The 15,856-nt window shown below is 71.0% G+C and carries 13 protein-coding genes; 8 read left to right on the top strand and 5 right to left on the bottom strand.

Features of this window, described 5'->3' with window-relative positions:
* The first annotated feature begins 2 nt into the window (after window positions 1-2).
* Window positions 3-1,061 carry a tRNA 2-thiouridine(34) synthase MnmA gene (mnmA, locus tag ABZS69_RS38025; protein WP_355380666.1) on the top strand — a complete coding sequence of 353 codons (1,059 nt, stop codon included), beginning with the start codon at window positions 3-5 and terminating at the stop codon, window positions 1,059-1,061.
* Here mnmA and ABZS69_RS38020 read toward each other — a convergent pair.
* Window positions 1,054-1,686 carry an MBL fold metallo-hydrolase gene (locus ABZS69_RS38020; RefSeq protein ID WP_355380665.1) on the bottom strand — a complete coding sequence of 211 codons (633 nt, stop codon included), beginning with the start codon at window positions 1,684-1,686 and terminating at the stop codon, window positions 1,054-1,056. The genes mnmA and ABZS69_RS38020 overlap by 8 nt on opposite strands.
* Window positions 1,687-1,710: 24 nt before the next feature.
* Here ABZS69_RS38020 and ABZS69_RS38015 point away from each other — a divergent pair, with 24 nt between their 5' ends.
* The 3 genes from ABZS69_RS38015 (at window position 1,711) to ABZS69_RS38005 (ending at window position 7,380) form a co-directional block, all read left to right on the top strand.
* On the top strand, window positions 1,711-2,703 hold the full coding sequence (locus ABZS69_RS38015; RefSeq protein WP_355380663.1) for a methionine synthase: 993 nt from the start codon (window positions 1,711-1,713) through the stop codon (window positions 2,701-2,703).
* Window positions 2,704-2,798: 95 nt separating this feature from the next.
* The gene (ligA, locus tag ABZS69_RS38010; RefSeq protein WP_355380661.1) at window positions 2,799-4,988 is read left to right on the top strand and encodes an NAD-dependent DNA ligase LigA; all 2,190 of its coding nucleotides are present in this window, start codon (window positions 2,799-2,801) and stop codon (window positions 4,986-4,988) included.
* Between the two features lie 319 nt (window positions 4,989-5,307).
* Window positions 5,308-7,380 carry an EAL domain-containing protein gene (locus ABZS69_RS38005; RefSeq protein WP_355380659.1) on the top strand — a complete coding sequence of 691 codons (2,073 nt, stop codon included), beginning with the start codon at window positions 5,308-5,310 and terminating at the stop codon, window positions 7,378-7,380.
* Here the strand turns inward: ABZS69_RS38005 and ABZS69_RS38000 are convergent.
* Complete coding sequence (locus ABZS69_RS38000) at window positions 7,350-7,790, bottom strand: hypothetical protein (protein ID WP_355380657.1); 441 nt, start codon at window positions 7,788-7,790, stop codon at window positions 7,350-7,352. The genes ABZS69_RS38005 and ABZS69_RS38000 overlap by 31 nt on opposite strands.
* Before the next feature lie 200 nt (window positions 7,791-7,990).
* Here ABZS69_RS38000 and gatC point away from each other — a divergent pair, with 200 nt between their 5' ends.
* The 4 genes from gatC to ABZS69_RS37980 all read left to right on the top strand — a co-directional run bounded on the left by gatC (window position 7,991) and on the right by ABZS69_RS37980 (window position 12,787).
* Complete coding sequence (gatC, locus tag ABZS69_RS37995; RefSeq protein ID WP_355380655.1) at window positions 7,991-8,290, top strand: Asp-tRNA(Asn)/Glu-tRNA(Gln) amidotransferase subunit GatC; 300 nt, start codon at window positions 7,991-7,993, stop codon at window positions 8,288-8,290.
* Complete coding sequence (gene gatA, locus ABZS69_RS37990) at window positions 8,287-9,777, top strand: Asp-tRNA(Asn)/Glu-tRNA(Gln) amidotransferase subunit GatA (protein WP_355380653.1); 1,491 nt, start codon at window positions 8,287-8,289, stop codon at window positions 9,775-9,777. The genes gatC and gatA overlap by 4 nt, the downstream gene beginning before the upstream one ends.
* 2 nt (window positions 9,778-9,779) lie before the next feature.
* Window positions 9,780-11,267: an Asp-tRNA(Asn)/Glu-tRNA(Gln) amidotransferase subunit GatB gene (gatB, locus tag ABZS69_RS37985; protein ID WP_355380737.1), complete on the top strand. Its 1,488-nt coding sequence runs from the start codon at window positions 9,780-9,782 to the stop codon at window positions 11,265-11,267.
* A gap of 128 nt (window positions 11,268-11,395) precedes the next feature.
* A complete protein-coding gene (locus ABZS69_RS37980; RefSeq protein ID WP_355380651.1) occupies window positions 11,396-12,787 on the top strand; it encodes an MFS transporter in 1,392 nt (463 codons plus the stop codon).
* On the opposite strand, the gene ABZS69_RS37975 is transcribed toward ABZS69_RS37980, so the two are convergent.
* Genes ABZS69_RS37975 through ABZS69_RS37965 form a run of 3 tightly spaced genes read right to left on the bottom strand, consistent with a single transcriptional unit; the run spans window position 12,771 to window position 15,742 of the window.
* On the bottom strand, window positions 12,771-14,285 hold the full coding sequence (locus ABZS69_RS37975) for a tripartite tricarboxylate transporter permease (protein WP_355380649.1): 1,515 nt from the start codon (window positions 14,283-14,285) through the stop codon (window positions 12,771-12,773). The two genes, ABZS69_RS37980 and ABZS69_RS37975, sit on opposite strands and share 17 nt — an antisense overlap.
* The gene (locus ABZS69_RS37970) at window positions 14,286-14,771 is read right to left on the bottom strand and encodes a tripartite tricarboxylate transporter TctB family protein (RefSeq protein ID WP_355380647.1); all 486 of its coding nucleotides are present in this window, start codon (window positions 14,769-14,771) and stop codon (window positions 14,286-14,288) included.
* A complete protein-coding gene (locus tag ABZS69_RS37965; RefSeq protein ID WP_355380645.1) occupies window positions 14,771-15,742 on the bottom strand; it encodes a tripartite tricarboxylate transporter substrate binding protein in 972 nt (323 codons plus the stop codon). Before ABZS69_RS37965 ends, ABZS69_RS37970 begins: the two co-directional genes overlap by 1 nt.
* Between the last annotated feature and the right edge of the window lie 114 nt (window positions 15,743-15,856).

Genomic DNA, 15,856 nt, shown 5'->3' with positions numbered 1-15,856 from the left:
TCATGGGACTGCGTGTGCTTGCCGCCATGTCGGGCGGCGTCGACTCCGCCGTGGCCGCCGCTCGGATCGCCGAGGCCGGTCACGACGTCACTGGTGTGCATCTCGCCCTGTCGGCCAATCCCCAATCCCACCGCACGGGTGCGCGGGGCTGCTGCACGGTCGAGGACTCGCGCGACGCGCGACGCGCCGCGGACGTGATCGGCATCCCCTTCTACATCTGGGACATGGCCGAGCGCTTCCAGCGCGACGTGGTGGAGGACTTCGTGTCCGAATACGCCGCAGGCCGCACGCCCAACCCCTGCCTGCGGTGCAACGAGAAGATCAAGTTCTCGGCGGTGCTCGACCGGGCGCTGGCCCTGGGCTTCGACGCCGTCGCCACCGGCCACCACGCCAAGCTGGTCGACGGTGTGCTGTCCAGGAGCCCCGACCAGGGCAAGGACCAGTCGTACGTGCTCGGGGTGCTCACCCGGGAGCAGCTCAGCCACGCGATCTTCCCGCTGGGCGACTCGACCAAGGCCCAGGTGCGCGAGGAGGCCGCCAGACGCGGCCTGACCGTCGCCGACAAGCCCGACAGCCACGACATCTGCTTCATCGCCGACGGCGACACCCGCGGCTTCCTGGCCCAGCGGCTCGGCGCGGCCGAGGGCCCCATCGTCGACCAGAGCGGGGAGGTCGTCGGCAGCCACCAGGGCGCCCACGGTTTCACGGTCGGCCAGCGCAAGGGCCTGCACATGGACCGCCCGGCGGCCGACGGCCGGCCCCGCTACGTGCTGTCGATCGAGCCGGTCTCCAACACGGTCACGGTCGGCCCGCGTTCCGCCCTGGAGGTCACCTCGATCACCTGCGGCAGCCCGGTGTGGAACGGCCCGGCCACGGCCGAGGACCTGACCGTGCAGCTGCGGGCGCACGGAGAGGTGTACGCGTGCCGCTTCGCGGAGATCGGCGGCGGCGTCCGCATCGACCTCGACCGCCCGGCCACCGGGGTGGCGGCGGGCCAGGCGGCGGTGCTCTACTCCGGCGACACCGTGATCGGGTCGGCGACGATCGTCGCCGCTAGCTGAGCGTGGCCGACTCGCCGACCGCCAGGCGGCGGATGTCGGCGCTCTGGTGCTCCGACTCCATCTTCAGCCAGCTGTCCACCAGGCCAAGGCCGATGTCGTTGTAAAGGCCGTCATGGGTGGAGAACGCCCTCGCCGGGCGGATCTCGCGGAGATATCCGATCATGTCGCCGAGCTTCAGCCAGGGCCCGCCGGTCGGGACCAGCAGGGTGGGCACGTCCACTCCCGGGACCGTCAAGGCGTCACCCGGGTAAAAGACCTCGTCGTCGACGAGGAAGCCGACATTCTGGACGACGGGCATGTCGGGGTGGTTCTTGGCGTGCCACTCGCCGAAGGCCCGCACGCGGAAACCGGCCGTCTCGAACGCGTCACCGTGCCGTACCACCTGGACCTTCTGCGGAACGTCCGTCAGATCCGCGGCCACGCCCTCGCAGGTGTAGATCTCCAGGGTGGGCGGCGCGGCCTTCAGCTTGTCGACGTCCACGTGGTCGAAGTGCTCATGGGTGATCAGGACCGCGTCGGCGCCGTCGAGCACCGGTCCCTTGCTGAACGTCCCGGGGTCGATGACCAGGACCTTGCCGTTCTTCTCCACGCGTACACAGGCGTGGTCGTATTTCGTCAGCTCCATTCCGCAGAGCCTACGCTTGTGCCCATGTCTACGTGGGAAGCCACCGGAGTCGGCTCGCACCCGGGCGAGGACCATCTCGAGGCGATCAGGGTCGTGTTCGGAGAGGTGCCCGGACTGCCGTACCTGCCCGAGCTGCCGGGCAGGGGCGTCGGAGCCGACATGATCGGCAGGACGGCCGGGCTGCTCGTCGAGCTGCCCGTCGAGGTGCAGCCCTCCGGGTGGCGGCTGACCGATCGGCCGGGGCGTGACCACCAGCGGGCCGTCGATCATCTGCGGCGGGATCTCGACGGGCTGGAGGAGATCGGCCACGACTACTCCGGGCCGCTCAAACTGCAGGTCTGCGGCCCGTGGACGCTGGCCGGGTCGATCGAGCTGAAGCACGGGGACAAGGTGCTCTCCGACCCGGGGGCCGTCCGCGATCTGACCGCCTCGCTGGCGCAGGGGGTCGCCGACCACTGCGCCGACGTGCGGCGGCGGCTGCCCGGGGTGACGGAGATCGTGCTGCAGCTCGACGAGCCGGGGCTGCCCGGCGTGCTGGCCGGGACGGTGCCGACGGCGTCGGGGTTCGGGCGGCTGCCGGCGGTCGAGGAGTGGCGGGTGGAGGAGTCCATGCGTGCCTTCGACGCCCCGATCGTGCACTGCTGCGCGCCGTCCGTGCCCTTCGACCTGCTGCGCAGGGCCGGGGTGCGCGGCGTGTCGGTGGACGCCTCGCTGCTGCGGCGCAGGGACGAGGACTCCGTCGGGGATGCCGTCGAGGCGGGTCTGCGGTTCCTGCTGGGGGTCGTGCCCGGCAGGGACGTCCGGCTGCCGGGCGTCGGGGCCGTCGCCAAACCGGCGCTGGACCTGTGGCGGCGGCTCGGGTTCGCGCCCGACCGGCTGGCCGAGCAGGTTGTGCTGACCCCGGCGTGCGGGCTGGCCGGGGCGTCGCCCGCGTACGCCCGCGCGGCCCTGGCGGCCTGCCGGAAGGCGGCCCAGGTGCTGAGGGAGGACCCGGAGAGCGGGCCGAAAGCCGGGTGAGCCGCGTGTGCTGATTGTCGGTGCCCAGCGGTAGCGTTTGCACAGGTTGACGTACGGGTTCGGGTTCGGGCTCGGGTTCGGAAGGGGAGCAGACGGTGAGTGAGGCAGGCGCCGAGGTGGCGGGTGTGCCCGTGGCCGCGCTCAAGCGGCATGCCGAGCTGAGCGAGCTGGTCGAGGACGCTCGCTGGCGCTACTACGTGCTCGACCAGCCGACGGTCAGCGACGCCCAGTTCGACGGGTGGTTCAAGGAGCTGCTCACGCTGGAGGAGGCGCATCCGTCGCTCCAGACGCCCGACTCGCCGACGCAGAAGGTCGGCGCCCCCGTGTCGGGCGACTTCGCCAAGGTCCAGCACCTCAACCGGATGGAGAGCCTCGACAACGCCTTCAACGAAGCCGACATGGCCGCCTGGATGCAGCGGGCCGAGCGGCTGGCCGAGGGCGATCCGGGGCCTTACCTCTGCGAGCTCAAGATCGACGGGCTGGCGATCGCGCTGGTCTATCGCGACGGCAAGCTGGAGCGCGGGGCGACCCGCGGCGACGGGCGCACGGGCGACGACGTGACGGCCAACGTACGCACGATCAAGGGCGTCCCCCACCGGCTCACGGGCGACGACGTCCCCAGCCTGGTCGAGGTGCGCGGCGAGGTCTACATCCCGGTCGAGGACTTCAAGAAGCTCAACGAGCAGCTCGTCGAGCAGGGCAAGACGCCGTTCGCCAACCCGCGCAACTCCGCGGCCGGCACCCTGCGGCAGAAGGACCCGCGCGTCACGGCTCAGCGGCCGCTGCGGATGCTGGTGCACGGCATCGGCATCTGGGAGGGCTCGGCCGTGCCGCGCGCGCAGTCCGACGTCTACGACCGGCTGCGGGAGTTCGGGCTGCCGGTCAGCGATCTCTACCGGGTGGTGCCGGGGCTCACCGAGGTCAACGAGTTCATCGAGCACTACCGCGTGCACCGGCACGATCCCCCGTACGAGATCGACGGGGTGGTCGTGAAGGTCGACGACTTCCGCACGCAGCGGGAGCTGGGCTCCACGTCGCGGGCGCCGCGCTGGGCGATGGCGTACAAATACCCGCCGGAAGAGGTCAACACCAAGCTGCTCGACATCCAGGTGGGCGTCGGCCGCACGGGGCGCGTGACGCCGTACGCGGTGATGGAGCCCATCGTGGTGTCGGGCTCGACCGTCGAGCGGGCCACCCTCCACAACGCCGCCATCGTGGTCAAGAAGGGCGTGCTCATCGGCGACACCGTGGTGCTGCGCAAGGCGGGCGACGTCATCCCCGAGATCGTCGGGCCGGTTACGGCGCTGCGCGACGGGTCGGAGCGCGAGTTCGTCATGCCGACCCACTGCCCGGAGTGCGGCACCGAGTTGGCGTACGAGAAGGAGGGCGACGCCGACCTGCGCTGCCCCAACGCGCGCGGCTGCCCCGCCCAGATCCGCGAGCGCATCTACTTCGCGGCCGGGCGGCGCGCGCTCGACATCGACGGGCTCGGCTACGTCGCGGCCACCGCGCTGACCCAGCCGCTGCCGCCGCAGCAGCCCGTGGTGCGCACCGAGGCCGACCTGTTCGACCTGACGCTGGAGCAGCTGCTGCCCATCAAGTCGGTCGTCCGCGACCAGGACTTCGGCCTGCCCAAGATCGACCCCAAGACCGGTGAGGACAAGGTCGTCACCTTCTTCTCCAACATCGACGGCGAGGCCAGCCAGAACGCGCTGCAGCTCATCGAGGAGCTGGAGCGGGCCAAGCAGACGCCGCTCGCGAACCTGCTGGTCGCCCTGTCGATCCGGCACATCGGCCCGCCGACCGCCCGCGCGCTGGCCGACGAGATGCGCTCGATCGACCGCATCATGAACGCCTCGGAGGAGGAGCTGGCCGCCGTCGAGGGCATCGGGTCCCGGGTGGCGGCCACGATCCGGGAGTGGTTCTCGGTCGACTGGCACCGGGAGATCATCGAGCGGTGGCGGGCCGCCGGGGTGCGGATGGAGGACGAGCCCGCGCCGGAGAAGGGGCCGCAGACGCTTGAAGGGCTGACGTTCGTGGTGACGGGGACGCTGGAGGGCTACACCCGCGACTCGGCGGCCGACGCGATCACCAGCCGGGGCGGGAAGGTGTCGGGGTCGGTGTCGAAGAAGACGTCGTTCCTGGTGGTGGGGGAGAACGCGGGGTCGAAGTACGACAAGGCGGTGAGCCTTGGGGTGCCGATCCTGGACGGAACCGGCTTCGAGGTCCTGCTGACTAACGGCCCGGACGCGGCCGCGGAGGCCGCGCTAACCCCGGAAGCCTGACCCCTCCCACCCTCGCGCGGCCGCTGCCCGGGGCGCGGTGGTGGGGTGGACCTGCTCGTGGTGGTGCCGGGCTGGATGGGCGGGGCAACCTCGGGTCTGCCGTGTCGGCGGGGTGGGGTGCGGTGGAGCCCGGCGCTCGTGTGTGGCGGTCAGCCGGTGTGGGCGTGGGGTTGTGTGGGGACTGTAGGCGGTTTGCTACCTAGGGTGGTTTTTGGGTATATGTCGGAAAGGAGAAGTGACGGAACGTACGCGCTTGGTTTCGCGAAGTGGGGTGAAGGCCGTACCCTCCCATAGTGACCTAATGGGGGTTCTGTTACCGATGACTGACCCAACCGACACCCGCGACACCGGACCACGCGTCGGCACGCCGCTCTGGGCGTTTCTCGCGGGCGTAACCGTGATCGGCTTCACCGCGCTCGTGGTGGCCATGCTGAGGCTGGACGTTGACGGGCTGGTGGAGCTGGCCCGCACGCCGCTGTTCTGGGCGCTGTCGGTGCTGGTGATCCTGGGCGAGCTGCGGCCCGTGATGGTGTCGTCCGCCACCTCGGTGGGTGGCACGTACCCCTCCACCATGTTCACCTTCGCCGTGCTCCTGCACTTCGGGCTGCCCATCGCGGTGCTCATGCAGGCCGTCGGCGTCGCCATGAACGGGGTGGTGACGCGTAAGGCGTGGCATCGGGTCATGTTCAACATCGCGCAGTCGACGCTCGCGCTCACCGCGGCGGCCGTGGTGCTGGGGGTGTTCGGGATCGCGCCGAGCCCGGCCGTGCCCTGGATGCCGAACGGGTCGGACCTGCCGGCGATCGCGCTGGCCGGGGTCGCGTACTTCGTCACCAGGGCGGCTCTCGTGTGCGGCGCGGTCGCGCTGCACGAGCGGCGCTCGATCACGCGGGTGTTCAAGGTCACGGTCGTCCCGCAGAGCCTCGTGTACGTCGGGCTGCTCGGCCTGGCGCCCCTGGTCGTCGTGGCCATGGAGCATTCGCCCGGCATGGTGCCCCTGTTCGTGGCCCCGCTGGCCGCCGTCTACTTCACCGCCTCGCTCTCGATGCGCCGCGACCATCAGGCCCTGCACGACGAGCTGACCGGCCTGCCCAACCGCAAGATGCTCATCGTCAGCACGGAGGAGGCGCTGGCCGAGGCCCGGCAGGACGAGCGGGTGGGCCTGTTCCTCCTCGACCTCGACCGGTTCAAGGAGGTCAACGACACGATGGGGCATCCGGTGGGCGACCGGCTGCTGCAGATGGTGGCGCACCGGCTCACCCATTCCGTACGGCCCGGCGACGTCGTGGCGCGGCTGGGCGGTGACGAGTTCGCCGTGCTGCTGCCCTCGATCAGGGACGCCCACGCGGCCAGGGAGGTCGCGGCCCGGCTGCGGGCGGCGCTGTCCGAGCCGGTCCGGCTGGAGGGCATGACCTTCGACGTCGACGGTTCGGTCGGGATCGCGCTCTATCCGGACCACGCCCCCGATTTCGAGCTGCTCCTGCAGCGGGCCGACGTGGCCATGTACCTGGCGAAGGAGGGGCGCACCGGGGTCGAGCTCTACCAGCCCGACAAGGACCGCAACTCTCCCGAACGCCTCAACCTCCTCGGCGACCTGCGCCGCGCCATCGACAGCCGCGAGTTGCGCCTGCACTTCCAGCCCAAGGTCAGCCTCGGCACGGGAGCGGTCCAGGGCGTCGAGGCGCTGCTGCGCTGGCGGCATCCGGTGCACGGGGTGATCCCGCCGTCGGAGTTCGTCCCGCTGGCGGAGCAGTCGTACCTGATGCGGCCCCTCACGGCGTACGTCATCGAGGCGGCGCTGGAGCAGGCGGCCCGCTGGTGGCACACGGGGTTGCAGGTGCAGATCTCCGTCAACATCTCGGCCCGCGACCTGCTCGACTCGGCCCTGCCGGAGCAGCTGGAGGTCGGCCTGGCCGACTCGGGGCTCCCGCCGGGGGCCATCCAGCTGGAGGTGACCGAGCGCATCCTGACGGGCGACCAGGCGTACACGCAGGAGACCATCAAGGCGCTGGCCGCGCTGGGCGTGCCGCTGGCGCTCGACGACTTCGGCACCGGCTACTCCTCGCTGATCAGGCTCCAGCGCCTGGCGGTGTCCGAGGTCAAGATCGACGCCTCGTTCGTCCGCCGGATCGCCGAGTCGGAGGACGACTACCGGATCGTACGTTCGATCGTGGACCTGGTCCGCTCGCTCGGCCTGCGCTCGGTCGCGGAGGGCGTGGAGTCGGACGAGGTGGCCATGCGGCTGGACGAGATGGGGTGTGACATGGGGCAGGGGTGGCTGTTCGGGCGGCCGATGCCCGCCGCCGACGCCACGGTCTGGCTCAGGGAGCACACCGGCGCGGGGCCCGGGATCGAGTACGGCTACCAGCCCGAGGTCAGCCGCTCGGCCTGACCCGGCCACCGGCCGGGCGGCGACGGCGGGCGCTTGCGCAGCACACGCCGGAGCAGGTAGGCGGGCAGGAGCAGGGCGGCGAGCGAGAGGCCGGACAGCAGCAGCACGCCCGGCCAGTCGTAATGCCCCGGACGGAACACCTTGACGTCGTGGCCCGCGTCCAGGGCGGGCACCCGGTCGCCCTTGGACAGGTCGAGGGGCTCGTACCCGTAGATCCAGGCGTCCTGCCGGATTCGCGCGGCGGACTCGAAGACGCCCTCCCAGCGGCAGGGGCCGCGGCCCGAGCAGTCCAGGTCCGTCGCCGTGAAGGTGCCCATCGTGCCCTCGCCGTGCGCGGCGCGATATTCCAGCCGGGCGGCGGACACGGTGGCGGCCGCCAGCAACACTCCGGCGAGGAGCACCAGAGGCATCGTCACCACGATGAGCACCACGAGGCATCCCGCGCCGCAGCCGTTCCGCTCCACAGCCGACCCCCTGTTCCCGACCGGATAACGAGCGGGCGCAGGGGAAGGTTCGTTTCGGGGCGGTTAAACGGTTCGGGGGTGCCACGTCAAGCCCCCTAGGATGGCAGTGTCCAAAGACTCCATCCACGAAACGGGTTCAACGACTCATGTCCGCCATAACCCGCGACGAGGTCGCACACCTGGCCCGGTTGTCCAGGCTGGCGCTCACCGACGACGAACTCGACCACTACGCCACCCAGCTCGATGCCATCATCGAGTCGGTCGCGAAGGTGGCCGAGGTCGCCGCCGAGGACGTGCCGCCATCGTCGCACGCGCTTCCGCTGACCAATGTCTTCCGTGCCGACGAGGTACGACAGTGCCTGACGCCCGAGCAGGCGCTCTCCGGCGCGCCCGCCGTTGAGGACGACCGCTTCCGGGTGCCGCGCATCCTCGGGGAGGAGGCATGAGTCTGATCAGAAAGACCGCCGCCGAGCTGGGATCGATGATCGCCGGCGGCGAGGTGTCGGCCGTCGAGGTGGCCGAGGCGCATCTCGACCGCATGGCCGAGGTGGAGCCCAAGGTCCAGGCGTTCCTCCACATCGATCGCGAGACGACGCTGGAGCAGGCGCGGGCCGTCGACGCCCGGCTGAGGGCGGGCGAGAAGCTCGGCCCGCTGGCCGGTGTGCCGATCGCGCACAAGGACATCTTCACCACGCGTGACATGCCGACCACGGCCGCGTCCAAGATCCTTGAGGGCTGGCGCCCGCCGTACGACGCGACGGTCACCGCGCGGCTGCGCGAGGCGGGGCTGGTCTTCCTCGGCAAGACCAACCTCGACGAGTTCGCCATGGGCTCCTCCACGGAAAACTCGGCCTACCAGATCACCCGCAACCCGTGGGACCTGACGAAGATCCCGGGCGGCTCGTCGGGCGGCTCCAGCGCCGCCGTGGCCGCGTACGAGGCGCCGCTGTCCACGGGCACCGACACGGGCGGCTCCATCCGGCAGCCGGCCTCGGTGACCGGCATCGTGGGGATGAAGCCGACTTATGGTGGCTCGTCCCGTTACGGGCTCATCGCGTTCGCCAGCTCGCTCGACACGCCGGGCCCGTTCGCCCGCAACGTGCTCGACGCGGCGCTGCTGCACGAGGCGTTCTCCGGGCACGACCCGATGGACTCCACCTCGATCGACGCGCCCGTGCCGAGCGTGGTCGAGGCCGCGAAGAACCCCGACATCGCCGGCATGCGGATCGGCGTCGTCAAGGAGTTCTCCGGCGAGGGCTACCAGGCCGGCGTGCTGGCCCGCTACCACGAGGCCGTGCAGCTCCTGGAGTCGCTCGGGGCCAAGGTCGTCGAGGTCTCCTGCCCGTCGTTCACGACCGCGCTGCCCGCCTACTACCTGATCGCGCCGTCGGAGTGCTCGTCCAACCTGGCGCGCTTCGACGCCATGCGCTACGGCCTGCGCGTCGGCGACGACGGCACCCGCAGCGCCGAGGAGGTCATGGCGCTGACCAGGGCCGCCGGGTTCGGTCCCGAGGTCAAGCGGCGCATCATGCTCGGCACGTACGCGCTGTCGAGCGGCTACTACGACGCCTACTACGGCCAGGCGCAGAAGGTGCGCACGGTCATCTCCCGCGAGTTCGAGGCCGCCTACCACCAGGTAGACGTGCTGGTGTCGCCGACCACGCCGACCACGGCGTTCTCGATCGGCGAGCGCGCCGACGACCCGATCTCGATGTACCTCGCCGACCTGTGCACCATCCCGTCCAACCTGGCGGGCAACGCGGCCATGTCCGTGCCGGTCGGCCTGGCCGACGAGGACAACCTGCCGGTCGGCCTGCAGATCATGGCGCCGGTCCTGGCCGACGACCGCTGCTACCGCGTCGGTGCGGCCGTCGAGAAGGCCCTGGAGAGCCGCTGGGGCGGCCCGCTGCTGAAGGAGGCCCCGTCGCTATGACCATGGTCTATGACGAAGCGCTCGACCGGTTCGAGCCGGTGCTCGGCCTGGAGACGCATGTCGAGCTGGGCACCAGGTCGAAGATGTTCTGCGGCTGCAAGACCGCCTTCGGCGCCCCGCCCAACACGCAGGTCTGCCCGACCTGCCTGGCGCTCCCCGGGTCGCTGCCGGTGGCCAACGCCCAGGCCATCGAGTCGACCATCCGCATCGGCCTGGCGCTGAACTGCTCGATCGCCGAGTGGTGCCGCTTCGCCCGGAAGAACTACTTCTATCCGGACATGCCGAAGAACTACCAGATCTCGCAGTACGACGAGCCGCTCTGCTTCGACGGCTACGTCGACGTCGAGATCGAGGGGCGGACCGTGCGGATCGAGATCGAGCGGGTGCACCTGGAGGAGGACACCGGCAAGTCCACCCACGTGGGCGGCGCGACCGGCCGCATCCAGGGGGCCGACTACTCGATCGTCGACTACAACCGCGCCGGCATCCCGCTGGTCGAGATCGTGACCAAGCCCATCCCGGGCACCGACCGGCTCGCGCCCGAGGTGGCCAAGGCGTACGTCACCGAGCTGCGGGAGATCATGCGCTCCCTCGGCGTCTCCGACGTGCGCATGGAGGAGGGCTCGCTGCGCTGCGACGTCAACGTGTCGCTCATGCCGCGTGGCTCCCACGAGTGGGGCACCCGTACGGAGACCAAGAACGTCAACTCGCTGCGCAGCGTCGAGCGGTCCGTGCGGAGCGAGATCGAGCGCCAGGCCGGCGTCCTGGCCGACGGCGGGAAGATCATCCAGGAGACCCGGCACTTCCACGAGGACACCGGCACCACCACGTCCGGCAGGTCCAAGGAGGAGGCGCAGGACTACCGCTACTTCCCCGAGCCCGACCTGGTGCCGATCGCGCCCGACACCGCGTGGGTGGCGGAGCTGAAGGCGGCCCTGCCCGAGCTGCCGTCGGTCAAGCGCAAGCGGCTGCAGGCCGAGTGGGGGTTGTCCGACCTCGACATGCAGGCCATGCACAACGCCGACGCGATCGACCTGGTCGAGGCCACGGTCGCGGCGGGTGCCCCGGCGGCGGACGCGCGCAAGTGGTGGATGGGCGAGCTGGCCAGGCGGTCCAACGAGACCGGCACCGCGCTGGCCGACCTGCCCATCACCCCGGCGCAGATCGCCAGGGTGACCGAGCTGGTGGCCTCCGGCGCGCTCAACGACAAGCTGGCGCGCGAGGTCCTCGAAGGCGTGCTGGCCGGTGAGGGCGCGCCGGACGAGGTGGTCGAGAAGCGCGGCCTGCAGATCGTCAGCGACGAGGGCGAGCTGCTGGCCATCATCGACCAGGTGCTGGCCGACAACGCCGACGCGGCCGAGAAGGTCAGGTCCGGCAAGATCGCCGCGGCCGGCGCCCTGGTGGGCGGCGTCATGAAGGCGAGCAGGGGCAAGGCCGACGCGGCCCGCGCCCGCCAGCTGATCCTGGAGAAGCTGGGCGTCTCCGAATAAACCGCTGAGGGCCTCGCCGTTCCGGCGGCGGGGCCCTTCGCTATGTCGCCGGTCCTAGGCCTAATGGCCGGGGCCGGTTAGGACCGGCGCTGGAGGTGCCGGGACGCGGGTCTCCGTAGGTTCGCAGCATGAAGAGAAAAGCATTGACGGCGGGCCTCGTGGCGATGGTGTCACTGGTGGCCTTCGAGTACATGGCGGTCGCGATCGCGATGCCGGTCGTGGCCAAGGAGCTCGGCGGGCTGGAGCTCTACGGTCTGGCGTTCAGCGGGGCGATGGCCGCCAGCGTGGTGGGCACCGTCCTCGGCGGCCGGTGGGCGGACGTACGCGGCCCGCTGGCGCCCCTGTGGACCGGGGTGGCGGGGTTCGTCGGCGGGCTGACGGTGGCGGGGCTGGCGCCGAGCATGGAGATGCTGATCGCGGGCCGGTTCCTGCAGGGGTTCGGCGGCGCGCTGGTCAGCGTGGCGCTCTATGTCGTGGTGGCCCGGGTCTACCCCGAGGAGCTGCATCCGCGGATCTTCTCCCTCTTCGCGACCGCGTGGGTGGTGCCCTCGATGGCAGGGCCGGCGATCGTGGGAGTGGTGACCGAGACGCTCGGCTGGCGCTGGGTGTTCCTGCTGGTGCCGTTCATGACCGTGGTGGGCGGCCTGGTGCTGCTGCGCGGGCTGGCGGGCCAGCCCCTGGCCGGCGGGCAGAGCGAGTCCGAGCCCGGCCTGCTGGGGAAGGTCGGCTGGGCGGTCGTGACGGCCGTGGGCGCCGGGCTCATGCAGTACGGCAGCGACGGGCGGCTCGTGCTGCTGGTCGCGGGCCTGGCGGTGCTGTTCGTGGCGCTGCCCAGGCTGCTGCCCACCGGTACGCTGCGCGCCGTCCGGGGGCTGCCGTCCGTGGTCGGGCTGCGTGGCCTGGCCTCCGGAGCGTTCTTCGCGGCCGAGGTGATCGTGCCGCTCATGCTGATCCAGGCGCGCGGCCTGTCGACGCTGATGGCTGGGTTGGTGCTCATGGGAGGCTCGCTGACCTGGTCGTTCGCCTCGTGGCTGCAGGGCCGCGAGACCTTCAGCCAGGTGACGAACCTGCGGCTGGGCTCGGCCATGCTCGCGCTGGGCATCCTGGTCATGGGCGCGGTGACGTTCACCGCGGTGCCGGTGGCGCTGGCCTTCCCGGCGTGGATCATCACCGGGTTCGGGATCGGCCTGCTCTACCCGACGCTGTCGGTGCTGACGCTGGAGCTGTCGGCGCCCGGCGAGCAGGGCAGGAACAGCTCGGCGCTGCAGGTGGGCGAGTCGGTGTTCTCGGTGGTGGCGGTGGCCGTCACCAGCGCGCTGTTCACGGCGGCCCACTCGGGCTACTGGACGGTGTACGCGGCCACGCTGGTCATGGCGCTGGCCGGGCTGGCGATCGCGCCCCGGTCCTTCGTCTCCCGGTCTTCGGGGCCGCGGGATTTCGGCCAACCGGCCACGAGCGGTTCCGCCGATGAGGCCGCATCGGCGGAACCGGCTCGTGAGCCGGTCACTCGGCCGGTGTGACCTCGCTCTGGCGCCGCCGGGCCGACAGCTTCCTGAACACCGGCATGAGCAGCGCCAGGGCGGCCAGGACCAGTAGCACCACGGCGACCGGGCTGCGCACCAGGACCGTCACGTCGCCGGCACCGATGGCCAGGGCCCGACGGAGCTGGATCTCCGCCATCGGGCCCAGGATCATGCCGATCACCGCGGGGGCGACCGGCAGGCCGAAGCGGCGCATGGCGTAGCCCAGGAGACCCAGCACGTACAGGACCACGAGGTCCACGACGGTGCCGTTCAGGGCGTAGACGCCGAGGGCGGCGAACAGCACGATCCCGGCGTACAGGTACGGGCGGGGGATCCGCAGGACGCGGGCCCACAGGGGCGCGAGGGGCAGGTTGAGCACCAGCAGCATCGTGTTGCCGATGAACAGCGACGCGATCATGGCCCACACCAGCGCCGGGTTGTGGTCGAAGAGCTGCGGCCCGGGCTGGAGCCCGTACTGCTGGAAGGCGGCGAGCAGGATCGCGGCCGTCGCCGACGTGGGCAGGCCCAGCGTGAGCAGGGGGACCAGGGTGCCCGCCGCGGAGGCGTTGTTGGCCGCCTCGGGCCCGGCCACACCCTCGATGGCGCCCTTGCCGAACTCCTCGCGGGCCTCCCCGCGCGCCAGCCGCCTCTCGGCCGCGTACGACAGGAAGGTGGGGATCTCCGCCCCGCCGCCGGGCAGCGCGCCGAACGGGAAGCCCAGTGCCGTGCCGCGCAGCCACGGGAACCACGAGCGCCGCCAGTCCGCGCGCCCCATCCACGCCCGTCCGACGGGCACCACCTCGGGTGCCGCATGGCGCAGCCGCGAGGCCACGTAGAGGGCCTCGCCGAGCGCGAAGAGCCCGACCGCGACGATCACGACGTCGATGCCGTCCAGCAACTGCGGGATGCCCATGGTGAGGCGGGCCTGGCCGGTCTGCTGGTCGATGCCGACGAGCCCGATCACCAGCCCGAGGCCCAGGGAGGCCAGTCCGCGCACGACCGAGCGGGACAGCACGGACGACACGGCGGTGAAGGCCATGATCGCCAGCGCGAAGTAGTCCTCGGGGCCGAACGAGATCGCGAAGCTCACCACGGCGGGCGCAGCCACGACCAGCAGCGCCGTGGCGATCGTCCCGGCCACGAACGAGCCGATGGCCGCCGTGGCCAGCGCCTGCGCCGCCCGCCCGCGCCGGGCCATCTTGTTGCCCTCCAGCGCGGTGATCATCGACGAGGACTCGCCGGGCGTGTTGAGCAGGATGGACGTGGTCGAACCGCCGTACATGCCGCCGTAGTAGATGCCCGCGAACATGATGAACGCGCTGGCCGGCGGCACCGTGAACGTGATCGGCAGCAGCAGCGCCACGGTCATCGCGGGACCGATGCCGGGCAGCACGCCGACCAGGGTGCCGAGCGTGACGCCGACGAGCGCGTACAGGAGGTTGACGGGGGTGAGCGCGGCGGCGAAGCCGTCGAGCAGGAGCTGGAGCGAGTCCACCTAGATCACCCCCGCCAGCAGCCCGCCGGGCAGCGCCACGCCGAGGCCCTTGACGAACAGCAGGTACGTGGCGAGCCCCACGACCACCGAGATCACAGCGGTGCGCGCCTTGTGCTCGGCCCCGAGCGCCAGCGAGAGCCCGAAGAACAGCAGGCTCGCGCCGATGATCCAGCCGAGCACGTTGAGGAGTGCCGTGAACGCCAGGAAGATCCCGCTGACCAGCCCGACGCTGCGCCAGTCCGTGGACGCGTCCACGTCCACGTCCTCGCTCTCCTCGGGGTCGCCGTGGCCGCCGCGGATGACGTCGACCACGTAGAACAGGCCGATGAGCACCATGGCGCCGCCCACCAGCATGGGGAAGAAACGGGGCCCGATGCCGAGCTGGGAGGCCGCCGCGGAGACGTCCAGCGTCCCGATCACGACGAGCACGCCCAGGCCCAGCACCACGACCGCCAGCCCGAGCTCGGGCCGCCACCAGCGAGCCATCAGGAAACGAGCCCCATCTCGGCGATGATGCCCTTGACCCGGGTCTGCTCGGAGCTCAGGAAGTCGGTGAACTGCTGCCCGGTCTGGAACGAGTCGATCCAGCCGTTCTTGGCCACCGCGTCCTTCCACGGCTGCGAGTCGTGCATCTTGGTGACCAGGTCGGTCAGCGCCTTCTTGTCGGCGTCGGACAGGCCGCCGGGGGCGACGAAGCCGCGCCAGTTGGACAGCGCGACGTCCAGGCCGCCCTCCTTCAGCGTGGGCGCGTCCAGGCCGGGGATCCGCTCGGCGGAGGTCACGCCGAGGGCGCGCAGCTTGCCGGACTTCACGTGCTCCGCGAACTCGGCCACGCCCGAGATGCCCGCGCTGACCTTGTTGCCGAGCAGCTCGTTGAGCGCCTCGCCGCCGCCGGAGTGGGCGATGTAGTTGACCTGCTTGGGGTCCACGCCCGCGGCCTTGGCCATCAGGCCGGCCACGATGTGGTCGGTGCCGCCCGCGGACCCGCCCGAGATCGACACCTTCTTCGGGTCGGCCTTCCAGGCCGCCACCATGTCGGCGAGCGACTTGTACGGGGACTCGGCCGGGACGACGACGATCTCGTACTCCTCGGTCAGCTTGGCGATCGGCGTGGTCTCGGCCAGCGTGACCTTGGACTTGTTCTGCTCGATGGCGCCCACCATGACCAGGCCCATGGTCATCAGCAGGTTGCCGTTGCCCTTCTCGCCCGCGAGCTGCGCCAGGCCGATCGTGCCGCCCGCGCCGGGCACGTTGTACACCTCGACCTTGCGCTTGGAGTCGGCGGCCTTGATCGCCTGCTCCGCGATGCGGGAGGTCTGGTCCCAGCCGCCGCCGGGGGAGGCCGGAGCCATGATCCTCAGGGAGCCGCTGGCGGACGTGCCGGTGCCTGATTCGCCGCAGCCGGTAAGCGCGGCGAGGGAGAATGCCGCGAGGGCGGCGAATACGCGCAAGCGCATGATCACTCCAGGGGGTGTTTCACGTTTGTAAAACTGGGATCGTGAAGCCCCTGCTCGCCCACGTCGAGGCTTTGCACGCTTGCCGTCATAGTGGTCGTATTGGTCGCAACCTGG

It is taken from the genome of Nonomuraea sp. NPDC005650 (genome assembly GCF_040605375.1).
Taxonomy (GTDB): Bacteria; Actinomycetota; Actinomycetes; order Streptosporangiales; family Streptosporangiaceae; genus Nonomuraea.
This window is presented reverse-complemented; position numbering and strand designations above follow the sequence as displayed.